The sequence below is a fragment of the Streptomyces shenzhenensis genome (assembly GCF_021462265.1).
Taxonomy (GTDB): domain Bacteria; phylum Actinomycetota; class Actinomycetes; order Streptomycetales; family Streptomycetaceae; genus Streptomyces; species Streptomyces shenzhenensis.
This window is the reverse complement of sequence record NZ_JAJONF010000050.1, coordinates 47,782-74,157: the sequence shown is the minus strand read 5'-3', so window position 1 is coordinate 74,157 and position 26,376 is coordinate 47,782. Positions and strand designations below refer to the sequence as shown.

Genomic DNA, 26,376 nt, shown 5'->3' with positions numbered 1-26,376 from the left:
GGAACAGCAGTAGCGAGGGCGCGCGGACTCGTCACGGTTTTCGTGGGTCCGCGCGCCTTGCGTATCCTCGGGGCGTGCTTCTCTCAGACAAGGACATCCGGGCCGAGATCGACGCCGGGCGGGTACGGATCGATCCCTACGACGAATCCATGGTTCAGCCGTCGAGCATCGACGTCCGGCTGGACCGTTTCTTCCGGGTGTTCGAGAACCACCGGTACCCGCACATCGACCCCTCCGTCGAGCAGCCGGACCTCACCCGGCTCGTGGAGCCCGAGGGCGACGAGCCCTTCATCCTCCACCCCGGTGAGTTCGTCCTCGCCTCGACCTACGAGGTCATCACGCTGCCGGACGATCTCGCCTCGCGGCTGGAGGGGAAGTCCTCGCTGGGGCGGCTCGGGCTGGTCACCCACTCCACCGCCGGGTTCATCGATCCGGGGTTCAGCGGTCACGTGACCCTTGAGCTGTCCAATCTCGCGACCCTCCCCATCAAGCTGTGGCCGGGCATGAAGATCGGACAGCTCTGCATGTTCCGGCTCTCCTCCCCCGCCGAGCACCCCTACGGCAGTGAGCGCTACGGCTCCCGCTACCAGGGCCAGCGCGGGCCCACCGCCTCCCGCTCCTACCTCAATTTCCATCGGACCCAGGTGTGAGGGAGCAGGCATGAGCGGCGGCAGCGACGTCCGGGAGAATCTCACCTACGAGCAGTTCGGCGTCGCCGTCCGCGAGCTCGCCCAGAGCATCGCCGACGACGGGTACGAGCCGGACATAGTGCTCTCCATCGCCCGCGGCGGGGTGTTCGTCGCCGGCGGGCTGGCCTACGCCCTCGACTGCAAGAACGTGCACCTGGTCAACGTGGCCTTCTACACCGGGGTGGGGACCACGCTCGACATGCCGGTGATGCTCGCGCCCGTCCCCAACGTCATCGACTTCAGCGACAAGAAAATCCTCATCACGGACGACGTCGCCGACACCGGCAAGACGCTGAGGCTCGTCCGTGACTTCTGCCTCGATCACGTGGCCGAGGTCCGGCCCGCCGTGATCTACGAGAAGTCCCAGTCGCTCGTGAAGTGCGAGTACGTCTGGAAGCGGACGGACTCCTGGATCAACTTCCCGTGGAGCGTGCTGCCGCCTGTGGCGAAGAGGGCCGGGCAGGTTCTCGACGCCTGAGGACGGCTGACGGGCGTCGGTGGATACGGATACAGGTACGGGTACGGGTACGCGAGAAGGGCCCCGGCAGGCAGCCGGGGCCCTTCTCGCGTGCGTCGGGCGTCAGAACGTGCCGAGCTTCACGATCGACAGCAGGGCGATCAGCTGGATCGCCGAGGCGCCCAGGGCCTTCGGCCACGGCAGGTCGTGGGACCTGCTGACCATCAGGGTGAGGAGGGCGCCCGCCGCGACCCAGGTGGCCCAGCCGAGGAGCTGGACGAAGCCCGCGTTGCCGCCGAAGAACATGGCGAACAGGAGACGGGGGGCGTCGGTGATCGACATGATCAGCATGGAGAGGCCGACCGTCGGCTGCCAGGCGCCGTCGCCGCCGAGCTGGCGGGCCAGGGTGTGGGTCACCACGCCCAGGACGAAGGAGGAGAGCACCATCGCGATCGCCGTCACGAGGACGATCGGGACCGCGTTGGTGAGGGTCGCGTTTATCGCGTCCGCGCGGGCGCCGTCGAAACCGAAGACGGCGAGCAGGCCGTAGAGGAAGGTCACGACGAGGGCAGGGCCCCACATCGCGTAGTCCCGCATCTGGAGGAACGTCTGGTTCGGGGCGAGGACGATCCCCTTCAGCAGGTCCTTCCAGTGCAGGCGCGGGCCGATCGGGCCGGACGGCGCCGCCGAGCCGGCGTGGTAGGTCGCACCCCGCGTGTAGCCGTCGGCCTCGTCGACCGAGAAGGCCTGGGTGTGGCCCGGGTTGTTCGCCGCGTACGGGTCGGGGGTGCCGGCGCCCGGTCCGGCGCCTTGTCCGCCGTAACCGTTGGCGTTGCCTCTGCCACTGTCGTCGCCGAAGTACTCCGGGCCGTCGCCGCCGCCCTGCCCCGGGTAGCCGCCACGCGCCTGCTGCCAGCCGGGGCCGCTCCCGTGCCGCGGGGACGGCTGCGGGGCCGACGGGTATCCGTACGACGGCCCCGGCTGCCCCCCGTAGCTCTGGGGCGGCGCCTGCTGCCCGTACGCGGGTTGTTGCGGTCGCGTGTGCGGGGCACGGTCGTCCCGGCCGCCGCGTCCGATCCTGAATCCAGCCACGTCATCGAACGTACCTGGTCCGTGACGGCCGCGTGCGGGCTCGGACGGCCTGGGCCGCCATTGCGGCAGACCTGTGACATCCCCTAAGGGACCCCCAAGGGCCCCCTGGGGGCCGGTCCGGGACCGTCCGGAGGTGCTGCCGCGGCCCAGGTCAGCGGGTCAGACCGGTGCCGAGAGTGCCGTACGTACGGGGAAGCCCGAACGTGCCCGGACCCGAGGACCTGGCACCCGTGGCGGTGATGCCGCAGGCGCTGCCGCGCAGGGCGGTGACCGCGCCGCCCGCTGCTCTCCGGCTGAGCCGTGCTCCGGGGACGGCTTCGCAAGGGCGGAGATCGACCGGACGGCTCCCCGGTCGCTCACGCTCTCCTGATCACCGTTGCGGCAGGATGGGCCCATGAGCGTAGTCAAGATCAACGTACTCGAAGTACCGGCGGAACAACGGGAGACGCTGGAGAAGCGGTTCGCGCATCGTGCCCATGCCGTCGAGAGCTCCGACGGGTTCGAGTGGTTCGAGCTGCTGCGGCCGATCGAAGGCACCGACAGCTATCTCGTCTACACGCGGTGGCGTGACGAGGAGTCCTTCCAGGCGTGGATGGAGGGGCCGATGAAGGCGGCACACCAGGGCGGTGGTGCGGAGGGCGGCGAGAAGCCGAAGCCGGCGGCCACGGGGTCGGTTCTCTGGTCCTTCGAGGTGGTCCAGCAGGCTGAACCCAAGAGCGCGTAGTACCCCGGCGGCACTTCGGTGTTCCCTGATCGGGCACCGATCAGGTGACCCCACGAAGCGCGACGAGTGAGGCCCACGGGCAGCGTGATCGAGGCGTCTGACGCCTCGATCACGCTGCCCGTGGGCCTCGTTGGTCATCCGTCCGCCGCGCTCGACCTGCCCGGGCGCTCGGGGAGTGGGTGACCGTGCTCGTCGCCACCCGGGAGGGCGACCGGCGCCGCGAGCTCCGTCCGTCTCAGCGCGCGTTGGATGGCGGCGCTGTTGCACCCGCGCGAGCACACGTCCTGGCGTCGATCGCCGCCGTGTACGACCACCTTGCCGGGCGACGCGGACGTCCCGCGGGTGCGGTCAGGCCGGTGTCGTGGTCGGCAGGGGCGTGTCCGCGCGCGCCGGTTCCGCCACGACGCGGCGGCGCCGGGCCGGGAGGCCGAGCATCGGGTGGGCGACTGCCCAGGCCGCGCCCTTGCAGATGAGTTCCTTGTAGCGGGCGGCGGTCCGGCCGGTCAGGGCCGCCCGTACGGCGCGGTCGTCGGCCGTGACGTACTGGATCAGTCCCTCCCGGCGGCCCAGCGACACGCACTGGTTGACGTAGCGCAGCGGGGTCCTGGGGAGTTTGCCGCCGGTCAGGCGGGCCGCGATGGCGTCGGCGGCCTGCCAGGCCATCGGGATGCCCGAGGCACAGGACATCCGGAGCGGCTTGCCGCCCGCGCCGGTCGCCGAGGCCGCGTCGCCGATGGCGTACACGTCCGGGTGCGAGACCGAGCGCATGGTCTGGTCGACGACGATCCTCCCGGCGGCGGTGACCTCCAGGGCGGTGGCCCGCGCGACGGGGTGGACGGCGAAGCCGGTGGTCCACACGGTGACGGTGGCCGGGACGGCCGCGCCCGCGGCCGTGGTGACATGACCGGGCGCCACCGCGGTGACGGCGGTGTGCTCGTGCACGGTGACGCCGAGCCCGTCGAGAACCTTCCGCAGGTGCCGGCGGCCCTTGGGCGAGAGCCAGTCGCCGAGGGCGCCGCGGGCGGCGAGGGCGACGTCGAGGTCCGGGCGGGCCTCGGCGATCTCGGTCACGGCCTCCAGACCGGTGAGTCCGCCGCCGACCACCACCACGGGCGCTCCGGCCGCCAGCGGGGCGAGGCGCTCACGCAGCCGGAGCGCTCCGGGGCGGCTCGCGATGTGGTCGGCGTGCTCGGCGGCGCCGGGGACGCCCTGGTCGTGCCAGTCGCTGCCGAGGGCGTACACGAGGGTGTCGTACTCCAGTTCCTGTACGGTCTCCAGTTCCCGTACGGCGTCCTCGCCGGTGCCGTCCGCGGCGGTGATGGTGACCGTCTTCCGGTCGACGTCCACGGCGGTGACCCTCGCGATCCTCAGCTCCACGCCGGTTCCCGCGAACATCTCGGCGAAGGGCCGGGGCCTGAGCTCCTGGCCGGTCGCGAGCTGATGCATCCGGACGCGCTCGACGAAGTCGGGCTCGGCGTTGACGAGGGTGAGGGCGACGTCCTCGCGGCGCAGCCGCCGGGCGAGGCGGCCGGCGGCGACGGCTCCGGCGTATCCGGCGCCGAGGACGACGATGCGGTGCTGCATGTCCGATCTCCTGTCATCCAGCTCTTCAGCGGGTCGCCCCCTGAACCGGGCGGCCCGCCGTTTCCTGACAGGAGTGCGGTGTGAAGCGGGTCACATCGCGGCGGCCGGGGTCAGAAGAGGCGGAGCAGGGGATCGCCGTGGCCGGTCGCCGCCCATCGCCGGGTCGCGCGCTCCAGCTTGTCGGGGTTGAGCTGGTTGCGGAACGCGGCGATGCCGTCGGCGGTGATCTCCAGGCACATCACGCCGATGATCCGGCCGCCGACGACCGCCACCAGGGCGGGGCCGCCGTTGGCGGTGGTGAGGTGCAGCTCGACGGAGCCGCCGGCCAGGGCACGCTGGGCCGGGCCCTGTTTGAACAGGCCGCGCATGAACTTCGCGACCGCGACGGCACCCTCGAACGCCCGGGCGGCGGCCGGGACCTTCCCGCCGCCGTCGCCGACCGCGACGGCGTCCTCGGTGAGCAGCTGGACGAGCGGCTCGGTCCGGCCGCTGGTGGCGGCCGCGAGGAACTCCTCGATGATCCGCCGGGCGGCGGCCTCGTCGACCTCGGTGCGGGCCCGGCCGTCCGCGACGTGCTTCCTGGCCCGGTGCAGGATCTGCTGGCTGGCGGCCTCGGTCAGGTCGAGGATCCGGGCGATGTCCCGGTGCGGGTAGTCGAAGGCCTCCCGCAGCACGTACACCGCGCGTTCGACCGGGGTGAGGCGCTCCAGCAGGACCAGGACCGCGTACGACACCGACTCCCGCCGTTCCGCGGTGTCGGCGGGGCCGAGCAGCGGGTCGCCGGCGAGCAGCGGCTCGGGAAGCCACTGGCCGACGTAGGTCTCGCGCCGCGCGCGGGCCGAGGTGAGCTGGTTGAGGCAGAGGTTGGTGAGCACCTTCGTCAGCCAGGCCTCGGGGACCTCGATGCGGGCGGTGTCGGCGGCCTGCCAGCGCAGGTACGCCTCCTGCACGACGTCCTCGGCCTCGGTCGCGGAACCGAGGAGACGGTAGGCGATGGCCGCCAGGCGCGGCCGGGCCGCCTCGAACCGGTCCACGTCACTCACGGTCAGGGCCATGCCCCGGATCCTAGCCCGCCCGCATCCGGCCGTCCCGGCTCCAGGTCGGCGGGTGCGGGCGGGCCGTGGCCGTTTACACCGGGTCCGGGTGCCGCGCCGTGAGGAGGTGTGCGCTTGTTTCCGGGAGGGCTCCGTGCGGCGTCTGCCGTCCGCCGCGCACGACCGGAGGACGAACGTCATGCGGCTCCGCCGATGGCGCCACGCCCGGGGCGTCGTCCGGCCGAGAGGCCGCCCCCGGGCCGGGCACCCGTTGCTCGGCGTCCTCATCGTCCAGTCGATCGCCGCGGGCATGGCCCTCCTGGGGGTCCAGCCCGCGGTCCAGCTCGTGATCAACGGCGGGTGCTGCTGGTCGCGGTGGTCTGCGACGCCCCGGCCCGGCGAGCGGCGGCGGGGCGGGGCGGGCACGAACCTAGCGGGATGCCGGGCGGGACGCCGGAGGAGATGGAGGGCGGGACGCAGGGCGCGATACCGGGCGCGACGCCGCGGGGAGGTACCGGCGGTGCCGACCGGTGCCGGTTGAGCGGAGTACGGCGGGGCGGGATGCTGAGAACGAGCGGGGTACCCGGACGTCCGGAGGCACCATGACGGGACGCGTACCGGAGGATCTCGCCGTCGTCGTCGATGCCGGTGGGGCGGTGCTGGTGTGGAGCGCGGGTGCCCGGCGGCTGCTCGGGTACGAACCCGCCGAGGTCGTCGGCCGTTCCGTCCAGCTGCTGCTCGCCGCCGAGCTCCCCCCGTCCGCGCGCCGGCACGTCGCCGACGGGTGGCGGTGGTCCAGCGAGGTGGCGCTGCGGCACCGCAACGGCGACCGGATCGTCGTGTCCCTGCAGGGAACCCCGCTGGACGCCGGCACCGGCCGGCCGCTGTGGCTGGTGACCGGTGCCGCGCGGGTGCCCCTGTCCGGACGCGACCAGCCCGGGGCCGCCACCCTGTGGGACCTCACGCTGGCCCAGCTGCCGATGCCGGTGGCGATCTACGACCGTCAGGCACGGTTCGTCGCCGCCAACGAGAGCATGACCCGGATCATGGGCCTGTCCGTCGCGGAGATGCGCGGCAAGACCGTGTGGGAGATCGAGTCCAGCCCGCCCTACGACGAGTACGACCGCCTCCAGCGGCAGGTCCTGCGCACCGGACGGACGGTCTTCCACGAACAGCACGCCCTGGCCCCCGGCGAGACCCGGGAGCACGCCTGGTCGATGTACTTCTGCCCGCTGAAGGACGAGAACGGCACGGTGCAGGGCCTGTCCGCGGTCGTCTTCGACACCACGGAGCAGTACTGGGCCCGCCGCCACCTGGCCGTCCTCAACGACGCCAGCATGCGCATCGGCAGCACGCTCGACGTGACCCGCACCGCCGAGGAACTCGCCGAGGTGGCCGTGGCCGGGTTCGCCGACTTCGTCACCGTCGACCTGCTGGAGTCCGTCACCCTCGGCGACGAACCGGAACCGCTGCGACCGGGCGAGCCGGTCGCCGTCCGCCGTACCGCGCAGCGGTCGGTGCTGGCGCACTGCCCGGAGTCGGTGGCCGCCCCGGGCGACGCGTTCCACTACCCGGTGGGCTCTCCCCCGATGCGGACCCTGCTCGCCGGCCACAGCACCCGCCACCGGCCCGGCGACCCCGGCATGCAGGAGTGGCTCCAGACCTGCCAGGCCCGCGCCGATTCCGTCGCCCGGCACGTGATCCACTCGGTGCTGATGGTCCCGCTGCGGGCTCGCGGCGTCACCCTCGGCCTCGCCCACTTCCTGCGGCACCGCACGCCCGAGTCGTTCACCGAGGACGACCAGCGGCTCGCGGAGGAGATCGTCGCCAGGGCCGCGGTGAGCGTGGACAACGCCCGCCGCTACACCCGCGAGCGCCGCACCGCGCTCGCCCTGCAGCGCAGCCTGCTGCCCGGCCGGCCGCCGGGCCTGGCGGCGACCGAGGTCGCCTACCGCTACCTGCCCACCGGGTCCGGCGCGGACGTCGGCGGCGACTGGTTCGACGTGATCCCGCTCTCCGGTGCCCGGGTCGCCCTGGTCGTCGGCGACGTCGTCGGCCACGGCATCCGCGCCTCGGCCACCATGGGCCGCCTGCGCACCGCGGTACGGACGCTGGCGGACGTCGACCTCGCCCCCGACGAACTCCTCACCCAACTGGACGACCTGGTCATCCGCCTCGACCGCGAGGAGGGCCCGGAGGTGCCCGGCCGGGCGGAGACGGCTTCCTTGGGCGAGGTCGGCGCGACCTGCCTGTACGCCGTGTACGACCCGGTGAGCCGCCGCTGCACCATGGCCCGCGCCGGCCATCCGCCGCCGGCCCTCGTCACCCCCGCCGGTGACGTCCGCTTCCTCGACCTGCCGGCCGGCCCGCCGCTCGGACTCGGCGGCCTGCCCTTCGAGTCCGTCGAGGTGGAACTGGCCGAGGGCAGCCTGCTCGCCCTCTACACCGACGGCCTGGTGGAGACCGCCGACCGCGACATCGAGGTGGGCCTCGGCCTGCTCCGCCGGTCCCTGGCCGACCCGGCCGCGCCCCTGGAGGAGACCTGCGACCACGTCCTGCGCACGGTCCTGACCGACCGCCCGGCCGACGACATCGTCCTGTTGCTGGCCCGCACCTCGGCCCTGGACACCGCGAAGGTCCGCACCTGGCAGCTCCCCCAGCACCCGTCCGCCGTCGCCGGGGCCCGCAAGATGGCCTGCCAGCAGCTGGCGGCCTGGGACCTGAGGGACGCGGCCTTCGCCACCGAACTGATCGTCAGCGAACTGGTCACGAACGCGGTCCGCTACGGCGACGGCCCGATAGCCCTGCGGCTGATCCGCGACGCGGCCCTCATCTGCGAGGTCTCCGACGGCAGCAACACCGCCCCCCACCTGCGCCGGGCCCGCGTCTACGACGAGGGCGGCCGAGGTCTGCTGCTGGTCGCCCAGATGGCGGAGCGCTGGGGCAGCCGCCAGACCCCCGCCGGCAAGACGATCTGGGCGGAACAGCGCCTGCCCGACTGACCTACCGGGCGAGCGGCCGCTCCCGCCGCAGCGTGTCGATCACGGCGGACACCACGGCGGAGCCGACGAAACTCCCCACCATGACCAGCCCCACCCCGACCATGAACAGCCCACTGGCGTCGCCCGACCAGTCGGCGTAGGCGGCGAGGGTCAACCCCACGGTCGTCCCGCCCACGGCCGCGGCGCTGTGCCCGCGGGCCGCCGCCGCGCACACCGCCGCGAGCAGCGTCCCGGCCAGCCCGGCCACCTGCCACGCCTGGTAGGGCCCGCTCACCGAGCCGTCGCCCCGCACGTCGTACCCCTGGTCCCAGCCCAGCCAGGCGGCCCAGGCCGCCATCGCCGCCCCGGCCACCACGAGCGCCGGCACCATCGCCCGCAGCACGGGCCTGTGATGTCTCATGCCTCCAGAGTTCCGGCCGGGCCGGGGCGCCGAACAGAGTACGGATACTCAGACCGACGCGGCGGCGACGACGGTGAGTACGGCGAGGGCGCCGTAGCCGTGGGTCAGGGTGGTGCCGGAGGCGACCGCGGCGACCAGCAACGGGCCGCCCGCGTCGCCCAGTTCGCGGCCGAGTTCGGCGGCGCCCATGGTCTGGCCCAGGCGCTCCGCGGGGGTGCCGGCGGCCAGCGCGGCGAAGCCGAGCGGGGTGATCAGGCCGGTGCCGGCGCCGGTCAGGACGGCGGCGGCGAGGATGCCGGCCAGGCCGCGACGCCCTGGCCGAGGCGGGCTGCCCACAGCAGGCCGGGGCTGTCGGCCACGGCGTACAGCCCGGAGGCGAGGGCGGAGGCGACCAGGCCGCCGAGCAGGACAGGACGTGCTCCGATCCGGTCGGCGAGGGTGCCGAACACCGGCTTCAGCACCACCTCGGCACCGTCGTACAGCGCGAGCAGGCCGCCCAGCACCAGCAGCGAGGTGACCGCGTCCGCGCTGTGACCGCCGAGGTTGGCGGCGATGCCGTGCGCCCCGAAGGCGGTGGTGAACCCGGCCGCGTACAGCGGCCACATCGGGCCGCCTCGCCGCCCGCTCGGCCTGCTCATGCCGGGACGGTAACAGGACCCCGCTTCGGCGAAGGCGGGGGCCGCCTGGGCGGGACCGGGCCGGGCTGCCCCTGGGGTGCGTCAGCGGCGGCGCAGGGCCGCATCGAGCAGGGCGGGCGGGGTGTCGTGCTTCTCGTGTGCGGCGAGGTCGGTGCCGGGGGCGACGATCGCGTCGACCGCGTCCAGGACGTCGGCGGAGAGCACGGTGTCGGCGGCGGCGAGCTGGGAGCTCAGGTGGTCCACGGTGCGGGGTCCTATGAGGGCGCTGGTGACGGCGGGGTGCGCGGTCACGAAGCCGAGGGCGAGCTGGATCAGGGTCAGCCCGGCTCCGTCGGCCACGGCGGCCAGCCGCTCCACCGCGTCGAGCCGGGCCTGGTTGGCCGGGAGGGTGAGGTCGAAGCGGTCGGGCAGGAACCGGGCGCGGCTGGTGGTGATGGACCGGCCCCTGCGCACGGCCCCGGACAGCCAGCCGGAGGCCAGCGGACTCCACACCAGCACACCCATCCCGTACTCCTGCGCCACCGGCAGGACATGGGCCTCGACGCCCCGCTGGAGGAGGGAGTAACTGGGCTGTTCGGTGACGTACCGGCTCAGGTGGTGCTCGCGGGCGGCCCACTGGCCCTGCACGATCCGGTATGCCGGGTAGGTCGAGGAACCGAAGTGGCGGATCTTCCCGGCGCGTTGCAGATCGGTCAGTGCCGACAGGGTCTCCTCGTCGCTCGTGGCCGGGTCCCAGCGGTGTATCTGGTAGAGGTCGACATGGTCGACGCCGAGCCGCCGCAGGCTGTGCTCCACCTCGGTGACCAGCCAGCGCCGTGAACCGCCCCGGTGATTGCGCTCGTCCCCCATCGGCATGCCGGCCTTCGTGGCCAGCACGATGTCGTCACGGCGGCCGGCGATCGCCTTGCCGACCATCTCCTCCGACTCGCCCTGCCCGTACATGTCGGCGGTGTCGATCAGGTTGATACCGGCGTCCAGGGCGGCGTCGACGATCGCGGTCGCCTCCTCCTGGGTGGTCCGCCCGATCGCCCCGAAGTTCATCGCGCCGAGCCCGAGCGCGCTGACCTGCACGCCGGTACGGCCCAAGGTGCGGTATTGCATGGTGGGTCTCCTCACATGACACAAACGGAACGACGTCCCGCTTCACGTCTTCGACAATACGGAACACTGTCCCGTTTGACAACGCCCCGATAGAGTGACGGCCGAGGGACACCCGACGAAGGACGCACATGAAGGACGAAGAGCGGGCGGTCCGGCCCCGGCGGGCGGACGCGCGGCGCAACGAGGTGACGCTGCTGGAGGCGGCCGCGGCGGCCTTCGTCGCCTCGGGCGTGGAGGCGCCGGTGCGCGACATCGCGGCCCGGGCGGGCGTCGGCACGGCGACGATCTACCGGCACTTCCCGACCCGCGCCGACCTGATCATCGCCGTCTACCGGCACCAGGTGGAGGCCTGCGCCGAGGCCGGCCCAGCCCTGCTGGGCAGCGCCCCGACCCCGTACGACGCGCTGCGCGAGTGGATCGACCTCTTCGTGGACTTCCTGGCCACCAAGCACGGCCTCGCCGGCGCCCTGCACTCCGACCAGTCGGGCCTCGACTCCCTCCACACCTACTTCCTGGACCGCCTCGTCCCCGTCTGCACCCAGCTCCTCGACGCGGCGGCCGAGGCGGGCGAGATCCACGCCCACCTGACCGGGTACGAGCTGATGCGCGGCGTCGGCAACCTCTGCATCGGCGCGGAGAACGACCCCCGCTACGACGCCCGCCGCCTGGTCGGCCTCCTCGTCACCGGGCTGCGCCGCACGACGTGACGCGCGGGGCGTCGACCCTCTCGACCGTCTGGGGCGCCTCGACCGCCTCGACCGCCTCGACCGTCTGGGGGCGCCACGTCGCACGGCCGCTCCGAAGAGCCGTTGCCTGACCGGCGACCGGTCAGTCCGGTCAGTCCGGTCAGTCCGGCCAGGCGCGCCGGCCTCGGATCCCGGGAACGCGGTCAGACAGTCTCACCGGCACCGGCACCCGCTGAGGCCCCGGCTCCGGTGAACATGGCGATCAGGCCGTGGGGGGAGTCGTCGCCGAACATGCGCTCATGGAGATCGGCGGCGTCGGCGGCCTCCGCGGCGCTGCGGGCGAACATCGCCTGCTCGTACGCGGTGAGCGCGGCCTCGGTGTCGTCCGGGTGGGCGGCGAGCGCCTTGCCGAGTTCGGCGCCGTCGTACATGGCCAGGTTGGCGCCCTCGCCGTTCGGGATCATGAGGTGGGCCGCGTCGCCGAGCAGGGTCACTCCCGGTACCCGCTCCCACCGGTGCCCGGCGGGCAGGGTGTACAGGGGGCGCAGCACCGGAGCGGTGTCGGCATCGGTGATCAGCGCGGCGAGCTCGGGCGCCCAGCCGGCGAACTCCGCCGCGGTCCGCGCGGCGACCGCCGCCGCCCCGGCGGGATCGAAGGGCGCGGCGGGCCCGGCGGGCTCGGTGAAACCGGCGGCGGTGAACCACTCCTGCGGCCTGCGCAGCGCCACGTAGGTGTGGAGAGTCCCGCCGGTCTCCCGGTGGGCCTGGATCCCCTTGCCCGGCGCGAGCGCGAACATCGCCCCGCCGCCGACCGCCTTCGCGGCGGCCGGGTGCCGGGTGTCCGCGTCGAACAGGTAGGTCTCGACGAACGAGGTGCCGGTGTACTCGGGTACGGCGGCGGACAGCAGCGGCCGCACCCGTGACCAGGCGCCGTCCGCGCCGACCAGCAGGCCCGTGGTGACGGCGGTGCCGTCGGCGAACGTCACCTCGTGGCGGCCCTCGCCGAGGGCGCGAACGGCGCCGGCCTTGTGGCCCCACCGGACGGTGCCGGCCGGAAGCGATTCGAGCAGGATCCGGCGCAGTTCGCCGCGCAGCACCTCGGGGCGGCCCCCCGTGCCGTCGTCGGCCTCTTCGAAGAGCACGGTGCCGTCGGCGGCGAGAACCCGGGTCGCCTCGCGCCCCTCCAGGACGAGGGCGCGGAACTCCTCGTACAGGCCTGCTTCCTGGAGCGCCCGCCGGCCGTTGTGCTCGTGGATGTCGAGCAGTCCGCCCTGCGCCCGTGCCGTCGCGGAGGCGTCCGCCTCGTAGACGGTGGCCGGGACGCCGTGGACGTGCAGGACCCGGGCGAGCATGAGGCCGCCGAGTCCGGCTCCGATGATCGTGACGGGGGTGTGCATGGGGACTCCTCGGGAGTGGCGGGGACGGCCTCTCGCGGCCGGCTTCTGGACTTCTGGGGCTTCTTTTCTGGAACAACGTTCCAGTCTGGAATTTTGTTCCATGCTGGAACGGCGCTCCAGCCATGTCAAGATGGCGCCATGGCAACGCGCACACGCCGGTCACAGCGGCGCACGCAGGCGCTCTCCCGCGAGCGCATCGTCGAGGCCGCCGTCGAGCTGCTCGACACGGCCGGCGAGAGCGGACTGACGTTCCGGGCGCTGACCGAACGCCTCGCCACCGGGCCCGGGGCGATCTACTGGCACGTGGCGAACAAGGAGGAGCTGCTCGGCGCGGCCACGGACGCGGTGGTCGCCGCCGCCGTGGCCATCGGGCCCAGCGCCGCGACCGCCACGACCAGCCCGGCCGCCCCGGCCACCCCGCCTGCGGAAGAGGCCGGGGCGGCGGGCTCGGCGCAGGACGGGGTCCGGCTCGTCGCGCTCGGGCTGTTCGACGCGATCGTGCGGCATCCGTGGCTGGCGACACAGCTCGCCACACAGCTCTCCCGCAACCCCTGGGGGACGGTGACACCGCGGATCTTCGAGAGCATCGGGCGGCGGGTGAGCGCCCTCGACGTGCCCGAGAGCAGCTGGTTCACGGTGACCTCCGCCCTGGTGCACTACATCCTCGGCGCCGCCGGCCAGAACGCAGTGAACAAGGCGGGCGCCCGCACGCTCGCGCCCGGCGTGGACCGCGCCGAGTTCCTCGACACCGTGTCGACGGCGTGGGAGGAACTCGACCCCGACGAGTACCCGTTCACCCGGGCCGTCGCGGAGCAGATACGCGGGCACGACGACCGCGAGCAGTTCCTCGCCGGCGTCGACCTCGTCCTCGCCGGCGTCACCGCCACCCACCACCGCTGACAGGCCCGCCCGGCCCACTCGGACCGCCCCGGCCGCCCGGCCCCCGCCCGAACCGCCCGGCCGCAGCCCGGAGCTCACCCGAGCCCCGTCCGAACCTCACCCGCGGCCAGGAATAGCCGTCGGTCCGGCCCACGTTGCCGTGACCATGACGACGAACGCGCCGCGGCCCGAGATCCTGCGCTACACCGCCTTCTCCAGTTCCCCCGAGGGCGGGAATCCCGCCGGCGTCGTCCTGGACGCCACCGGTCTGGACGACGGCGACATGCTCGCCATCGCCGCCGAGCTCGGCTACTCCGAGTCCGCGTTCCTCACCGCACCCCCGGCGGGTCTCGGCGGCGCGGCCGGGCGGGCGTACACCATCCGTTACTTCAGCCCCAAGGCCGAGGTGCCGTTCTGCGGACACGCCACCATCGCGACCGCCGTCGCGCTCGCCGGGCGGACGGGCCCCGGGGAGTTGGTGTTCGCGACGCGCGCGGGCACCGTGCCGGTGGCGGTCACCGTCGAGGGCGGGGCGGTCAGGGCCACCCTCACCAGCGTCGTGCCGCACACCGAGGCGATCGCCGACGCCGACCTCGCGGAGGCGCTGGCCGCGCTCGACTGGCCGGCCGCCGACCTGGACCCGGCCTTCCCGCCCCGCGTCGCGTTCGCCGGGGCACGCCATCTCGTGCTCGCGGCGGCGACCCGCGCCCGCCTCGCGGATCTCGCGTACGACTTCGCGCGCCTGGAAGCGCTGATGCACCGCCTCGACCTCACCACGGTCCAGCTGGTGTGGCGGGAGTCGGCCACCGTCTTCCACGTCCGTGACCCGTTCCCCGTCGGCGGTGTCGTCGAGGACCCGGCGACCGGCGCCGCGGCCGCCGCGTTCGGCGCGTACGCCCGTGAGCTGGGCCTGGTTCCCGAGGACGCCGTCCTCACCCTCCACCAGGGCGAGGACCTGGGCCGCCCCGGCGAACTCACGGTGACGCTGCGCGCGGGCGACCCGCGCGTCCACGTCAGCGGCACCGGAGCGCGCATCGGCTGAACCACCGGCCGCCGCGTGCAGTCGCCCCGCGTGCGCGTTGTGCGGTCGCCCCACGCCACCACGTGCAGTCGCCCCGAGGATATTCCGTGGCACCACCGCCGGTTCCGGGCGGAGACTCGCCCCATGACGGAGACGGCGGACCCGGCGGATACCTCACACCCAGCGCACACCTCGGGCCCGGCGGACACCTCCGACGCCACGACCAGCTCCCACACCGCGCACACCCCCGACGCCACGGCCACCTCCGCCCCCACAACCACGCCCCGCACGCCGGACATGGCGGCCTTCCGGGAGGCCGTCGGCGCATGGGCTCGCGACGGTGCGGGGGAACCCGCGCGGGACCTCGCCGGCCGGCTCGGCGTCCGTGTCGCCGTGCTGCTCGAAGGGCCCAGCGATGTCGCGGCCGTCGACGCGCTGGCCGCCCGGCGGGGGCGGGACCTGGCCGCCGAAGGAGTCTGCGTGCTGTCGATGGGCGGGGCGATGAACGTCGGCCGGTTCGCCCGCCTCCTCGGGCCGCCCGGCCTCGGCCTGCGCCTGACCGGGCTCTGCGACGAACGCGAGCGCCCCTACTACACCCGCGGCCTGGAGCGGGCCGGCGCCGCACAGCACGGCGTCTTCGTCTGCGCCGCCGACCTGGAGGACGAGCTGATCCGCGCCCTCGGCCCGGCCCGGGTCGCCGAACTCGCCCGCGCCGAGGGCGACGAACGCGCCCTGCGCACCTTCCTGAACCAGCCCGCCCAGCGCGGCCGCACCACGCAGCAGCAGTTGCGCCGCTTCCTCGGCACGACGTCCGGCCGCAAGATCCACTACGGTCGGGTGCTGGCCGCGGCCCTGGACCCCGACCACGCACCCGCCCCGCTCGACGGGCTGCTCACCGGCCTGCTCGCCGACGCCTGAATCCTCAGGCCCCCCGCAGGGCCTGCCCCGCCAGGGCCCGCTAGTGCCCCAGCCCCAGCTCCGCCGCCAGCGCCCGGTACACCGGCAGTGGGTCGGTGCCGTCGGCGTGCAGCACCTGCAGCGCCACGTGGTCGGCGCCCGCGTCCAGATGGGCCCGGACGCCCTCCGCCACCCGGGCCGCGTCGCCGTGCGCGATCAGCGCGTCGAAGAGGCGGTCGCTGCCGCCGTCCGCGAAGTCGGTGTCGTCGAAGCCGAGGCGGCGCAGGTTGCCGACGTAGTTGGCAAGGCCCAGGTAGAAGCCGAGCGTGGCGTCGCCGATCGCGCGGGCCTTGGCGGGGTCCGGCTCCAGGACCACCTTCTGCTCGGGGGCGAGGAGCGGTCCGGCGCCGAGGATGTCGCGGGCCCGGCGGGTGTGCTCGGGGGTGACCAGGTAGGGGTGCGCGGCCGCCGTGCGGTCTCGGGCCAGGCGCAGGACGCGGGGGCCGAGGGCCGCCAGCGCCCGGCGGGCGACCGGGACACCGCCCGCGTCGAGGACGTCCAGGTAGCCGTTGAGTGCCTCGTAGGGCCGCGTGAACTCCTTCGTCGCCTCCGGGTGGCCGGCGCCGACGCCCAGCAGGAAGCGGTCCGCGTGGCGTTCGGCGACGCGCCGGTACGAGCGGGCGATCCGGTCGGCCGGGTTGGACCAGATGTTCACGATGCCGGTGGCCACCACCAGGCGTTCCGTGGCGTCCAGCAGCCGTTCGACTTCGGCCAGTTCCGGGTCTGTCACGTTGCCCAGCCAGAGCGTGCCGTAGCCCAGTCCTTCCAGCGCCACGGCCAGTTCGGGCTCGGTCCTGTCGTGGCGCCACACGCCGATGGCGCCGAGGTCGATCTTGCGCGGGATCTCGTCCATGCCCCGGACAACCGGCGGGTCGCTGCCGGCATTCCGATCGCTGTCGGAATACCCGGCTCCCTTTTCGATCACACTCATGAACTTAAATTACATACATGACTATTGACGGGGGCACGCCACCCTCTTAGCTTCGCAGAGAAAGCGCTTTCCGCAATGCTCGCATGGAGACGAACGGAGACGAACGATGCACGTGAGACCAGTCATCGCGGCCGTCGGCCTGCTCGCCGGCACGCTCGTCGCAGTGTCCGGCAGCCCCGCGCAGGCCGCGTCCAGCGTGCTGTACGTGTCGCCGAGCGGCACCGACAGCGCGGCCGGCACCCAGTCGGCGCCGACCACGCTCACCTCGGCGATCAGCCGGATCGCCGCCGGTGGCACGATCTACCTGCGCGGCGGGACGTACGCCTACTCAACCACCGTGACCATCCCGGCCGGCGCCAACGGCACCTCCGGCGCGCTGACCACGCTCTCCGCCTACCCGGGCGAGACCCCGGTCCTCAACTTCTCGGCCCAAAGCGAGAGTTCGTCGAACCGGGGCATCCAGGTCTTCGCCAACTACTGGCATCTGTACGGCCTCACGGTCGAGCACGCCGGCGACAACGGCATCTACGTCGGCGGCAGCAACAACGTCATCGAGCGTGTCGTGACCGCGTACAACCGCGACACCGGGCTGCAGCTCGGCCGGATCTCCTCCAGCACGCCCAGCAGCCAGTGGCCGTCGAACAACCTCGTCGTCAGCTCCGAGTCGCACGACAACGAGGACAGCGGCGGCGAGAACGCCGACGGCTTCGCGTCCAAACTGACCACCGGCACCGGCAACGTCTTCCGGTACGACGTCTCGCACAACAACATCGACGACGGCTGGGACCTGTACACCAAGACCGACACGGGCCCCATCGGGCCCGTCACCATCGAGTACTCGCTCTCGTACGGCAACGGCACCCTGACCGACGGCACCCAGAACGCCAACGGCGACCGCAACGGCTACAAGCTCGGCGGCGACGACATCGCCGTCAACCACGTCGTGCAGCACGACATCGCCTACGGCAACGGACACCACGGGTTCACCTACAACAGCAACCCCGGCACGATGGCCGTCTCGAACAACGTGGGCATCGACAACGCCCAGCGCAACTTCTCCTTCGACGCGGGCACTTCGGTGTTCCGGACCAACACCTCGTGCCGGTTCGCCGTCGCCGGCTCCAACGACAAGACGGTCGGCGACGCCGACAGCTCCAACCAGTTCTGGACGGGCACCAACGGCTCCCGTTGCTCCTCCTACTCGGGCGCCCTCGGCTGGTCCTTCGCCTCGTCGGGCAAGCTGAACGTCACCTTCGGCGGGAAGGTCGTCAACCCGTAGCCACCACCTGGCAGACGACTCGGCCCGGGTGTCCACAGGGTGTGGACACCCGGGCCGAGCGGGTCGTACGGGGGCTCGGTCGCGGACCGTCGCCGTCAGGTACAGCCGGCCGCCGCGGACGGGCGCGCCCCGCCGCCCAGGGGGCCGCGTTGCCGGGTCGCACCGGTACGGCCACCTCGTCCACCGTCTTCGAGAAGGCCTGGACGACCGCCACGACCGGCGACCGCAACGACCGGCCGGGGAACCGGCGACCGCAACGACCGGCCGGGGGACCGGCGACCGACACGACCGGCCGGGGACACGACCGGCCGGGGACACGACGCCCAGGGACACACGACGGCAAGGGGCCGGACCGGCTCGGTGCGGTGCGCCCGCCGCGGGCCGGGGCCGCAGGCGTGGCGGCGTGCGGCCCCAGGTCGCCGCGGGTGCCACTCGGTGAGCTCCGCGACGGCGGGAGCCGGGCCCGGCTCCCGCCGCTGTCCGCTCACCGCGTGCCGGCCCTGCCCTGCCGTGAGGGCCGCGCGTGATCCGTGCGGGCGCGGCGGCGGGCCATGCGCGTATGCGTCACGGCAAGGGCGAGGAACAACCCGAGGACGGCGGCGGGAGCGGTGACGGCCGCGAGCCGGTCCGCGGTGTCCTCGACTCCCGCGGCCAGCCTGAGGGCCGCGGTGACGACGGCGGCCGCCAGTCCGGTACCGACGAGGGCGGCGACGACGTACCGGGACCGGTCGGTGCCGGGCAGGGGCCGGCCCGAACCGGCCAGCTCCCGCCACTGGCGGGCGGCCTCCCGGGCCTCGCCCCGCCGCGCCACGACCGCGCGGATCCGCAGGCCGACCGTGACGAGTGCGCCCGCGACGGCCGCGGCACACGGTATCCACCACGCCTCGGCCAGGAGCAGCAGTACGGCGACGATCCCGGCCGTGCTCCAGCCGCTGACGCAGGCCGCCGCCGCGTCCCGGCGGGACAGGGGCCGGTCGGCTCCCGCTCGCAGGTCGGCGAGAGCCGGCACGTACCAGACCCAGCCGGACGCGGTCACCGCCGCGGTTCCGAGGGCGAGAACGGCTTGCGGCATGGTCTACCTCGTCGCCTCTTCGAGTTCGAGCGCGGCGATCTCCGGGTGGTGCAGGTCGAACGCCGGGGACTCGGAGCGGACGCGGGGCAGGGAGAGGAAGTTGTGCCGCGGGGGCGGGCAGGAGGTGGCCCACTCCAGGGAGCGGCCGTAGCCCCACGGGTCGTCGGTCTCGACCGGCTTGCCGTACTTCGCGGTCTTCCAGACGTTGTAGAAGAACGGCAGGATCGACAGGCCGAGCAGGAACGACCCGATCGTGGAGAGGGTGTTGAGGGCGGTGAAGCCGTCCGCCGCCAGGTAGTCGGCGTAGCGGCGGGGCATGCCCTCGGCGCCCAGCCAGTGCTGGACCAGGAAGGTGGTGTGGAAGCCGACCGTCAGCGTCCAGAAGGTGATCTTCCCGAGCCGTTCGTCGAGCATCTTGCCGGTCATCTTCGGCCACCAGAAGTGGAATCCGGCGAACATCGCGTACACGACCGTGCCGAAGACGGTGTAGTGGAAGTGCGCGACGACGAAGTACGAGTCGGAGAGATGGAAGTCCATCGGGGGCGAGGCCAGGATGACGCCGGTCAGGCCGCCGAAGACGAACGTGATCAGGAAGCCGATGGTCCACAGCATCGGTGTCTCGAAGGACAGGCTGCCCTTCCACATCGTGCCGATCCAGTTGAAGAACTTCACCCCGGTCGGCACCGCGATCAGGAACGTCATGAAGGAGAAGAAGGGGAGCAGCACTCCGCCCGTGACGTACATGTGGTGCGCCCACACGGTCACGCTCAGGCCCGCGATCGCGATCGTCGCGCCGATCAGGCCCATGTAGCCGAACATCGGCTTGCGGGAGAAGACCGGGATGACCTCGGAGACGATCCCGAAGAACGGCAGCGCCAGGATGTACACCTCCGGGTGTCCGAAGAACCAGAAGAGGTGCTGCCAGAGCAGTGCTCCGCCGTTGGCGGCGTCGAAGACGTGGGAGCCGAACTTGCGGTCGCACTCCAGCGCGAACAGGGCCGCCGCGAGGACCGGGAAGACGATCAGGATCAGCACCGCGGTCAGCAGCACGTTCCAGGTGAAGATCGGCATCCGGAACATGGTCATGCCGGGGGCGCGCATGCAGATGATGGTGGTGATGAAGTTGACCGCGCCCGCGATCGAGCCGAAGCCGGACAGGGCCACGCCCATGATCCACAGGTCGGAACCGAGACCCGGCGAGTGGATCGCGTCGGACAGCGGCGCGTACAGGAACCACCCGAAGTCGGCGGCGCCGCCCGGGGTCAGGAAGCCGAACGCGGCGATCGAGGACCCGAACAGGAACAGCCAGTAGGCGAGCATGTTCAGCCGCGGGAAGGCCACGTCCGGGGCGCCGATCTGGAGCGGCATGATCCAGTTGGCGAAGCCGGTGAACAGCGGCATCGCGAACATCAGCAGCATGATCGAGCCGTGCATCGTGAACGCCTGGTTGAACTGCTCGTTCGACATGATCTGCAGGCCGGGGCGGGCGAGTTCGGCACGCATCAGCAGTGCCATGACGCCGCCGACGATGAAGAACACGAACGCCGTGACCAGGTACAGCGTCCCGATCTTCTTGTGGTCCGTGGTCGTCAGCCACTCCGCCCACGCCGGTCTGGCCGCCGCCGGCTCAGCCCGTCCGGCCGCCTCCCCGGCCGCCGGGACCACGGCCTCCGGCCGCGCGGTCCCCACCTGCTGTATCTGTGCCTCGTCCACCGGACGACGTCCTTCCGCTGTGCTCATGTCACCGACCAGCCGGGAAGCACCTTCGATGGCGGGACATGGATCTGCCCTTTCCGGCCGCCGCCACATGATCCGCGGACAGGCACCTGGTCCCGATAGGGTCCAACGGCCCCCCACCGGGGCCCGCGGATGGGGTCCAACGGCCCCTCTTCCCGTGGCCGGGCCCACCGGCATGCCGTACGGCGCCGGCCGTGCCTTACGCTGCTGAGCACAGAGCGGTCCAGGAACGGCGGGAATGTCCGAGTCAGAACCCCAGGCGGCGGCGCCGTCACGCCCGCGGCTCGACGTGCCGGAGCGGATGCACGGTCTGCTCGACGCCGTCACGAACATCGGGCGCGGCCTGGAGCTCCCCCAGGTCCTGCGGAGCATCGTGCAGGCGGCGGTGGCCCTCACCGACGCCGAGTACGGGGCCCTCGGGGTGATCGGCGACGGGCAGCGGCTGTCGGAGTTCCTGCCGGTGGGGATGGCGGACGACCGCGTGGTCCGGATCGGCCAGGCCCCGTGCGGGCGCGGCATCCTCGGCGAGCTGATCCACCACCCCGTCCCGCTCCGGCTGACGGACCTCGCCGACCATCCGGCCAGCTACGGCTTCCCCGAGCACCATCCGCCGATGCGGACGTTCCTCGGGGTGCCCATCCGGGTGCGGGACGAGGTGTTCGGCAACCTGTACCTGACCGAGAAGCGCGGCGGCACGGACTTCGACGCCGACGACGAGGCCGTGCTGTCCGCGCTGGCCAACGCGGCCGGGGTGGCCATCGACAACGCCCGCTCGTACCGCGAGAGCCGCCGCCGGGAGCAGTGGCTGGAGGCGCTCGGCGAGATCACCCGCGCCCTCCTCGCCGGGACCGGGGTGGGCGAGGTGCTGCGTCTGATCGCCAGGCGGGCGAGCGAGGTGGCCGACGCCGACCAGACCGTCGTCCTGCTCCCGGACCGGGCCGACGCCGGCCGGCTCACGGTGGAGGTGGCGCACGGAGCCGACGCCGAGCACGTGCAGGGGCTGCGCCTTCCGGTGAGCGGTTCGCTGGCGGGGCTGGCCGTCCGCACCGGGGCGCCCGTGGCCACCGCGGACGTCACGGCCGACTCCCGGGCCCTCACGCTCGGCGACGCCGGGGACCGCGCGGCGGCGTACGGCCCGGCCGTGGCGGTGCCGCTGCCCCTGGACTCCTCGGCGTGCGGCGCGCTGCGGCTGAGCCGGCGTACCGGACGGGCGGCCTTCGACGACACCGAGGTGGCCCTCGTATCCCGCTTCGCCGACCAGGCCGCGATCGCCTGGGAACTCGCCCGGCGCCGCGCCGAGTCCGAGGAACTGGCCGTCATGCAGGAACGCGACCGTATCGCCCGTGACCTGCACGACCTGGCCATCCAAAGGCTGTTCGCCACCGGCATGACGCTGCGGAGCGCCACCCGCGGCATCGACCGCCCCGACGCCGCCGAGCGCGTCTCGCGCGCGGTGAAGGACCTGGACACCACCGTTCAGATCATCCGCTCCACCATCTTCGAGCTGCGCTCCGCAGGCGACGATCGCGGCGGGCCGGGACTGCGCCGCCGCCTGCCCGAGACCGCCCGCCTGGCCGCCCAGTCCCTGGGCTTCAGCCCGTCCCTGCGGATAGACGGGCCGGTCGACTCCACCGTCCCCGGCGACGTGGCCGAGCACGTGCTCGCCGTGACCGCCGAAGCCCTCAGCAACGTCGCCCGGCACGCACGGGCCCGCCAGGCGGACGTCGTACTGACCGTGCCGTCGGCCGGGGACCGCCTCACTCTCACGGTGCAGGACGACGGGGTGGGCGTGCGCGCCGCCGAGCCGACCGGCGGGCTGGCCAACCTGCGCTCCCGCGCCGAGCAGTACGGCGGGACACTGGCCGTCGAGTCCCTGGCCACGGGCGGTACCCGGCTCGTGTGGCAGGTACCCCTGCCCCCCGGCTGAACATCGCCGATCCGCGGCCTGCCGGTGGGTTCTGCTGCAACCGGCGGATCTGACGGCGCCAACCGGCGGGACTGAGCCAAGCGGCGGCACTGCTGCCAACCGGTGGGATCTATCGCCAACCCGCGGATCTGCTGCCGAGCGGTGGCCCTGCTGCCAAGCGGCGGCCCCGCTGCCAACCGGCAGGACCGTCGCCAACCGGCAGGACCGTCGCCAACCGGCAGGACCGTCGCCAACCGGCAGGACCGTGCCTACCGGGGGATCTGTTGCTCCCGCAGCCGCTCCGCGAGCAGCGCGGCCTGGACGCGGCGGCCCACGCCCAGCTTGGCCAGGATGGACGAGACCCGGTTCTTGACCGTCTTCTCCGCGAGGAACAGCCGCTCGGCGATCTGCCGGTTGGTCAGTCCCTTGCCGATCAGCTCCAGGATCTCCAGTTCGCGCGGCGACAGCCGCTCCAGCTCGGGCGAGACGGCGGGTTCGGGCTCCGGCTGGGGGGCGCGCAGCCGCGCCATCACCCGCGCGGTGGCCCGCGGATCCAGCAGGGACGACCCGCCCGCCACCGTGCGCACGGCGTCCACCAGGTCCGAACCGTCGATCCGCTTGAGCACGTACCCCGCTGCCCCCGCCATGATCGCGTCGAACAGCGCCTCGTCGTCGTCGAACGACGTCAGCATCAGGCAGACCAGCTCCGGCATCCCGGCCCGCAGCTCCCGGCACACCTCGACCCCCGCGTGGTCCCCGCTGCCGCCCTCGCCCAGCCGCACGTCCAGCACCGCGACGTGCGGCCGGACCGCGGGCACCCGGGCCAGCGCCTCCCGCGCGGTCGCCGCCTCCCCGGCCACGACGATGTCCGGCTCGGCCTCCAGCAGGTCCCGCACCCCACGCCGTACCACCTCGTGGTCGTCGAGGATGAACACCCGCAGCGGTGCGGCAGGGGCGGGGGGAGGGCCGGTGTGCGTACGCGCTTCCACGAAGGACCAGCCTACGGCCTGCGCCCTTCGTCGCAGCCGTCGGACGTGCCCGGGTCGCGGGCGCCGTGCCACTGGCCGGCCGGAGCGCTCAGAGCAGTGTCTGCCAGTAGTACCACCACCGGGTCGCGATCAGCATCACGATGGCCAGGTACCAGGTGACCGGCACCACCCAGTGGAACTCCAGCGCCCCCGCCACCACGGCGCGGGGCGCGCGGATGATCCCGTGGCGCAGGTTGTGCACGGTGACGTACCAGAACATCGCGATGGTGGCCGCCCAGGCCAGGCAGCACCACAGGCACAGCGCGCCGATCTCGTAGAGCGCCTGGCTCATCAGCCACATGCAGAATCCCGCGCCGAACGCCGTGCCCGCGTGCAGACCGAGCCAGAACCAGCGGCGGCAGCGGGCGCCGGCCAGCAGCGCGCAGCCGACGGCGGCCACCACCGGGTAGGTGAGCAGGCCCAGCAGCGGGTTGGGGAAGCCGAACACGCCTGCCTGATGGCTCTGCATCACGTTCGAACACGACAGCACCGGGCTGAGGTTGCACGACGGGCTGAAGTGCGGGTCCGCAAGCAGCTGGAACTTGTCGACGGTGATCACGAAGGAGGCCAGGATGCCGAGCGCGCCGGACACGATCAGCAACCAGGCGAAGGCCCGCGAGGCGCCGACGGTGCCCTTGGAGGTGATCTCCCGCTCCGTTCCCGCCGCCCGGTCCTCGGCGGTGCGGGGGTGCGCGTTGACGGTCGTACTGCTGGTCATAGGGGGTGTTCCGCCTTACAGGTGGCCAAGGGGGGCTCCGGGACCACGGGGGTCGAGAGGTGACTGCCGGGGCGGCGGCGGCCGGTGTCCCGTGCCGGTCCGCCCGGGAACGCCCCGCGGGCGGCCCCCGCCGGCCACACGACCTCGACCGGAACACCGTGGGCGCGCGCGTACGCCACCAGGTGCGCGGTGGCGTCACGGCCGTTGGACGGCGAGCCGTCCCACACGGCCAGCAACTGCCGGCACTCCGCGACGATCCGCTCGTCCGCGCCGACGCACGCGTCCCGGTCGGCCGGGTCGTACGCCAGCAGCCGCACCCACCGGGCGAGGGACGCCAGCTCGCCGACCGCCCCCCGGTCCCCCTCCGGCAGCAGCGCGGGCACCATCCCCTGGGTGGGGGCCACCAGGGTCAGCTCCCGCCCCGCCGCCCGCACCGCCCGCCCGAACGCCACCGGCACGCCGGCCCCGGCCCGCACCAGCGCCGTTCCGCGCCCGGGGAACCGCTCCAGCACAGCCCGCAGTTCGGCCTCCACCAGCCGCAGCGCGTCCGGGGTCAGGTCGGGGTGTCCGACAGCCGCGATCATCTCCGCGCTCGCTTCCCCGTCATACGACGTTCTCCCTTCCGTCCTCGTGGTGCGCGGGCCCGCCCGGGTGCGCCCGTGGTCGGGACTGCTTCGCCGAGCCCACGGGCGGACCAGAGCGGTGCGGGCGGGACCGCGCGGAATCAGTGAAGTCACCGCGTCCGACGGCCGGCAAGGGCCGAAAGGCCCTGGCCCCACCACGTCCGCGACCGCCTGCCACGGAACCCGCCGGGCACCCGCTGGAAGACGGAGGCGGCCACCGGCAGGGCTGGGGCGGGGGCGGGGAAGCCGCCGGCGCGGGCGGGGCGCCGGCGGCGTCGGAGCGTGGCGGCGGGTACCTACCGGCGGGGGCCGCCGAACCCGGCGAAGGTGTGGCTGAAATACCAGGGGTCCTGGGCGATGCCGGAGCAGGCATTGGCGCCGGCGGTGCCGACGCAGTCGCCGTTGTCGCGCTGCAGGGCCCAGAAGGAGAGGGTGTCGATGCCCTGGGCGGCGGCCCAGCGCTCGACCGTCGCGGCGTTCTGGGTGGTGAAGGTCTCCGCGGGGCCGTAGTCGTCGATGCCGGGCATCTCGGTGACGCCGACCGTGCCCCACAGGTCCTTCGCGCTCTTGTGCGGGTAGAGGGCGTGGAGCTGGGCGTGCAGGCCGTCGGCCGCGGTCCTCGTGTCGGTGGCCATGTCGTGGGCGGCGCCGTCGTAGTAGTCGAAGGTCATGATGTTGACGACGTCCACGCGCGCGTGGTTGGCGACGGCGTTCTCCAGGACGGCCAGGGCGTTGTCCTCCAGGCCCTTGGTGGTCGTCGGCAGGGTGTAGGAGAACTGGAGCGGGTGGCCGGTGCGTCGGGCCCAGTGCTCGGCCTTGGCGATCGCCTTGTTGCGGCGGTCGATTCCGGCCGTGTCGGCGAGGGAGTCCGCCTCGACGTCGAGGTCGATGCGGCTGATGCCGTACGTCGTCACGAGCTTCTCGTAGACGCCGGCGATGGCGTCCACGTCGGTGCAGCTGTCGGCGAGTTCGGTGCCGGTGGTGTCGGCGCTGTAGCCGCCGAAGGAGGGGATGGCGTTGCCGCCGCGGGCCTGGAGGGCGGCTATGTCGGCGCCGAAGGTGCCCGCGGCGACGGGCTGGTTGGCGTCGCCGTTCCAGTCGGCGGTGCAGGAGCCCGCGGCGGGTGTCTGGAGGAAGGCGAGGGTGAGGTACTTGTTGCCGGACTCGGCGGCGAGGGCGGCGGGGCTCTCACCGGTCCAGGCCTCGAAGTAGGGGGCCGCGACATGGGCGGGCATGGGCCCCGCCGCGTGCGCGGTGGCGTACGGAGCCGCGTGCGCGGCGCCTGCCCCGAGGGCGACGAGCGCGGCGGACAGGGCGGTTGCGGGCAGGGCGTGCAGAGCACGAGTGCGTCTCATGGACGCCCATGGTTGGACTAGACCAATTCACTGTCAAGGTTCTTTACAGTCATCAGACCCTTCCGT

At 73.1% G+C, this 26,376-nt stretch carries 24 protein-coding genes and 3 pseudogenes; 12 read left to right on the top strand and 15 right to left on the bottom strand.

Annotation, left to right across the window (positions count from 1 at the left end; genetic code table 11):
* Positions 1-74 precede the first annotated feature (74 nt).
* Both dcd and LQ326_RS39605 read left to right on the top strand, forming a co-directional pair.
* Positions 75-650 (top strand): dCTP deaminase, encoded by a 576-nt coding sequence (gene dcd, locus LQ326_RS39610; RefSeq protein ID WP_181803915.1) that lies wholly within the window; start codon positions 75-77, stop codon positions 648-650.
* A 10-nt stretch (positions 651-660) separates the two neighbouring features.
* Complete coding sequence (locus tag LQ326_RS39605; RefSeq protein WP_234543919.1) at positions 661-1,167, top strand: phosphoribosyltransferase; 507 nt, start codon at positions 661-663, stop codon at positions 1,165-1,167.
* Positions 1,168-1,269: 102 nt separating this feature from the next.
* Here the strand turns inward: LQ326_RS39605 and LQ326_RS39600 are convergent, their stop codons facing one another.
* Positions 1,270-2,238, bottom strand: coding sequence for a YIP1 family protein (locus LQ326_RS39600; RefSeq protein WP_234543918.1), 969 nt, complete (start codon positions 2,236-2,238; stop codon positions 1,270-1,272).
* 394 nt (positions 2,239-2,632) lie between these two features.
* On the opposite strand from LQ326_RS39600, the gene LQ326_RS39595 reads away from it, so the two are divergent.
* Both LQ326_RS39595 and LQ326_RS48510 read left to right on the top strand, forming a co-directional pair.
* Positions 2,633-2,962, top strand: coding sequence for an antibiotic biosynthesis monooxygenase family protein (locus LQ326_RS39595; RefSeq protein ID WP_234543917.1), 330 nt, complete (start codon positions 2,633-2,635; stop codon positions 2,960-2,962).
* Positions 2,963-3,082: 120 nt separating this feature from the next.
* A pseudogene (locus LQ326_RS48510) lies at positions 3,083-3,264 on the top strand (IS5/IS1182 family transposase); the annotation flags it as partial.
* Between the two features lie 46 nt (positions 3,265-3,310).
* Here LQ326_RS48510 and LQ326_RS39585 read toward each other — a convergent pair.
* Together LQ326_RS39585 and LQ326_RS39580 are read right to left on the bottom strand one after the other, a co-directional pair.
* Complete coding sequence (locus LQ326_RS39585; RefSeq protein WP_234543916.1) at positions 3,311-4,546, bottom strand: NAD(P)/FAD-dependent oxidoreductase; 1,236 nt, start codon at positions 4,544-4,546, stop codon at positions 3,311-3,313.
* Between the two features lie 110 nt (positions 4,547-4,656).
* Positions 4,657-5,601, bottom strand: coding sequence for an RNA polymerase sigma-70 factor (locus LQ326_RS39580; RefSeq protein WP_234543915.1), 945 nt, complete (start codon positions 5,599-5,601; stop codon positions 4,657-4,659).
* A gap of 247 nt (positions 5,602-5,848) precedes the next feature.
* Here LQ326_RS39580 and LQ326_RS39575 point away from each other — a divergent pair.
* Positions 5,849-6,000: pseudogene (locus tag LQ326_RS39575) on the top strand (sugar ABC transporter permease); the annotation flags it as partial.
* A 182-nt stretch (positions 6,001-6,182) separates the two neighbouring features.
* A complete protein-coding gene (locus LQ326_RS39570; protein WP_234543914.1) occupies positions 6,183-8,582 on the top strand; it encodes a SpoIIE family protein phosphatase in 2,400 nt (799 codons plus the stop codon).
* Between the two features lies 1 nt (position 8,583).
* Here LQ326_RS39570 and LQ326_RS39565 read toward each other — a convergent pair whose 3' ends face one another.
* From LQ326_RS39565 to LQ326_RS39550, 4 genes are all read right to left on the bottom strand, one after another.
* Positions 8,584-8,982 (bottom strand): hypothetical protein, encoded by a 399-nt coding sequence (locus LQ326_RS39565; RefSeq protein ID WP_234543913.1) that lies wholly within the window; start codon positions 8,980-8,982, stop codon positions 8,584-8,586.
* A gap of 48 nt (positions 8,983-9,030) precedes the next feature.
* On the bottom strand, positions 9,031-9,318 hold the full coding sequence (locus tag LQ326_RS49180) for an MFS transporter (RefSeq protein ID WP_234543912.1): 288 nt from the start codon (positions 9,316-9,318) through the stop codon (positions 9,031-9,033).
* A complete protein-coding gene (locus LQ326_RS49175) occupies positions 9,255-9,620 on the bottom strand; it encodes an MFS transporter (RefSeq protein WP_234543911.1) in 366 nt (121 codons plus the stop codon). The genes LQ326_RS49180 and LQ326_RS49175 overlap by 64 nt, the downstream gene beginning before the upstream one ends.
* A gap of 81 nt (positions 9,621-9,701) precedes the next feature.
* Positions 9,702-10,721, bottom strand: a complete 1,020-nt coding sequence (locus LQ326_RS39550) for an aldo/keto reductase (protein WP_234543910.1) — start codon at positions 10,719-10,721, stop codon at positions 9,702-9,704.
* A gap of 128 nt (positions 10,722-10,849) precedes the next feature.
* On the opposite strand from LQ326_RS39550, the gene LQ326_RS39545 reads away from it, so the two are divergent.
* Positions 10,850-11,428: a TetR/AcrR family transcriptional regulator gene (locus tag LQ326_RS39545; protein ID WP_234543909.1), complete on the top strand. Its 579-nt coding sequence runs from the start codon at positions 10,850-10,852 to the stop codon at positions 11,426-11,428.
* 182 nt (positions 11,429-11,610) lie between these two features.
* On the opposite strand, the gene LQ326_RS39540 is transcribed toward LQ326_RS39545, so the two are convergent.
* Positions 11,611-12,804, bottom strand: a complete 1,194-nt coding sequence (locus LQ326_RS39540) for an FAD-dependent oxidoreductase (RefSeq protein ID WP_234543908.1) — start codon at positions 12,802-12,804, stop codon at positions 11,611-11,613.
* 138 nt (positions 12,805-12,942) lie between these two features.
* On the opposite strand from LQ326_RS39540, the gene LQ326_RS39535 reads away from it, so the two are divergent.
* The 3 genes from LQ326_RS39535 (at position 12,943) to LQ326_RS39525 (ending at position 15,622) form a co-directional block, all read left to right on the top strand.
* Positions 12,943-13,704 (top strand): TetR family transcriptional regulator, encoded by a 762-nt coding sequence (locus LQ326_RS39535; RefSeq protein WP_234543907.1) that lies wholly within the window; start codon positions 12,943-12,945, stop codon positions 13,702-13,704.
* A 145-nt stretch (positions 13,705-13,849) separates the two neighbouring features.
* Complete coding sequence (locus LQ326_RS39530; protein ID WP_234543906.1) at positions 13,850-14,725, top strand: PhzF family phenazine biosynthesis isomerase; 876 nt, start codon at positions 13,850-13,852, stop codon at positions 14,723-14,725.
* 276 nt (positions 14,726-15,001) lie between these two features.
* Positions 15,002-15,622 carry a TOPRIM nucleotidyl transferase/hydrolase domain-containing protein gene (locus tag LQ326_RS39525; RefSeq protein ID WP_234543923.1) on the top strand — a complete coding sequence of 207 codons (621 nt, stop codon included), beginning with the start codon at positions 15,002-15,004 and terminating at the stop codon, positions 15,620-15,622.
* A 40-nt stretch (positions 15,623-15,662) separates the two neighbouring features.
* Here the strand turns inward: LQ326_RS39525 and LQ326_RS39520 are convergent, their stop codons facing one another.
* Positions 15,663-16,592: an LLM class F420-dependent oxidoreductase gene (locus tag LQ326_RS39520; protein WP_234543905.1), complete on the bottom strand. Its 930-nt coding sequence runs from the start codon at positions 16,590-16,592 to the stop codon at positions 15,663-15,665.
* Positions 16,593-16,782: 190 nt separating this feature from the next.
* On the opposite strand from LQ326_RS39520, the pseudogene LQ326_RS39515 reads away from it, so the two are divergent.
* Positions 16,783-17,871 (top strand): annotated as a pseudogene (locus LQ326_RS39515) (right-handed parallel beta-helix repeat-containing protein); the annotation flags it as partial.
* A gap of 484 nt (positions 17,872-18,355) precedes the next feature.
* On the opposite strand, the gene LQ326_RS39510 reads toward LQ326_RS39515, so the two are convergent.
* Positions 18,356-18,943 carry a hypothetical protein gene (locus tag LQ326_RS39510; RefSeq protein ID WP_234543904.1) on the bottom strand — a complete coding sequence of 196 codons (588 nt, stop codon included), beginning with the start codon at positions 18,941-18,943 and terminating at the stop codon, positions 18,356-18,358.
* A 3-nt stretch (positions 18,944-18,946) separates the two neighbouring features.
* Entirely contained in the window at positions 18,947-20,683 is a 1,737-nt protein-coding gene (gene ctaD / locus LQ326_RS39505) for an aa3-type cytochrome oxidase subunit I (protein ID WP_268208158.1), read from the bottom strand.
* A gap of 298 nt (positions 20,684-20,981) precedes the next feature.
* Here ctaD and LQ326_RS39500 point away from each other — a divergent pair, with 298 nt between their 5' ends.
* Positions 20,982-22,607 carry a sensor histidine kinase gene (locus LQ326_RS39500; RefSeq protein ID WP_234543922.1) on the top strand — a complete coding sequence of 542 codons (1,626 nt, stop codon included), beginning with the start codon at positions 20,982-20,984 and terminating at the stop codon, positions 22,605-22,607.
* A 248-nt stretch (positions 22,608-22,855) separates the two neighbouring features.
* Here LQ326_RS39500 and LQ326_RS39495 read toward each other — a convergent pair whose 3' ends face one another.
* The 4 genes from LQ326_RS39495 to LQ326_RS39480 form a co-directional block, all read right to left on the bottom strand.
* Positions 22,856-23,575: a response regulator gene (locus tag LQ326_RS39495; RefSeq protein WP_234543902.1), complete on the bottom strand. Its 720-nt coding sequence runs from the start codon at positions 23,573-23,575 to the stop codon at positions 22,856-22,858.
* A gap of 88 nt (positions 23,576-23,663) precedes the next feature.
* A complete protein-coding gene (locus tag LQ326_RS39490; protein WP_234543901.1) occupies positions 23,664-24,332 on the bottom strand; it encodes a vitamin K epoxide reductase family protein in 669 nt (222 codons plus the stop codon).
* A complete protein-coding gene (locus LQ326_RS39485; RefSeq protein WP_308402120.1) occupies positions 24,329-24,916 on the bottom strand; it encodes a hypothetical protein in 588 nt (195 codons plus the stop codon). Before LQ326_RS39485 ends, LQ326_RS39490 begins: the two co-directional genes overlap by 4 nt.
* Before the next feature lie 335 nt (positions 24,917-25,251).
* Positions 25,252-26,310, bottom strand: a complete 1,059-nt coding sequence (locus tag LQ326_RS39480) for a chitinase (RefSeq protein ID WP_234543900.1) — start codon at positions 26,308-26,310, stop codon at positions 25,252-25,254.
* Between the last annotated feature and the right edge of the window lie 66 nt (positions 26,311-26,376).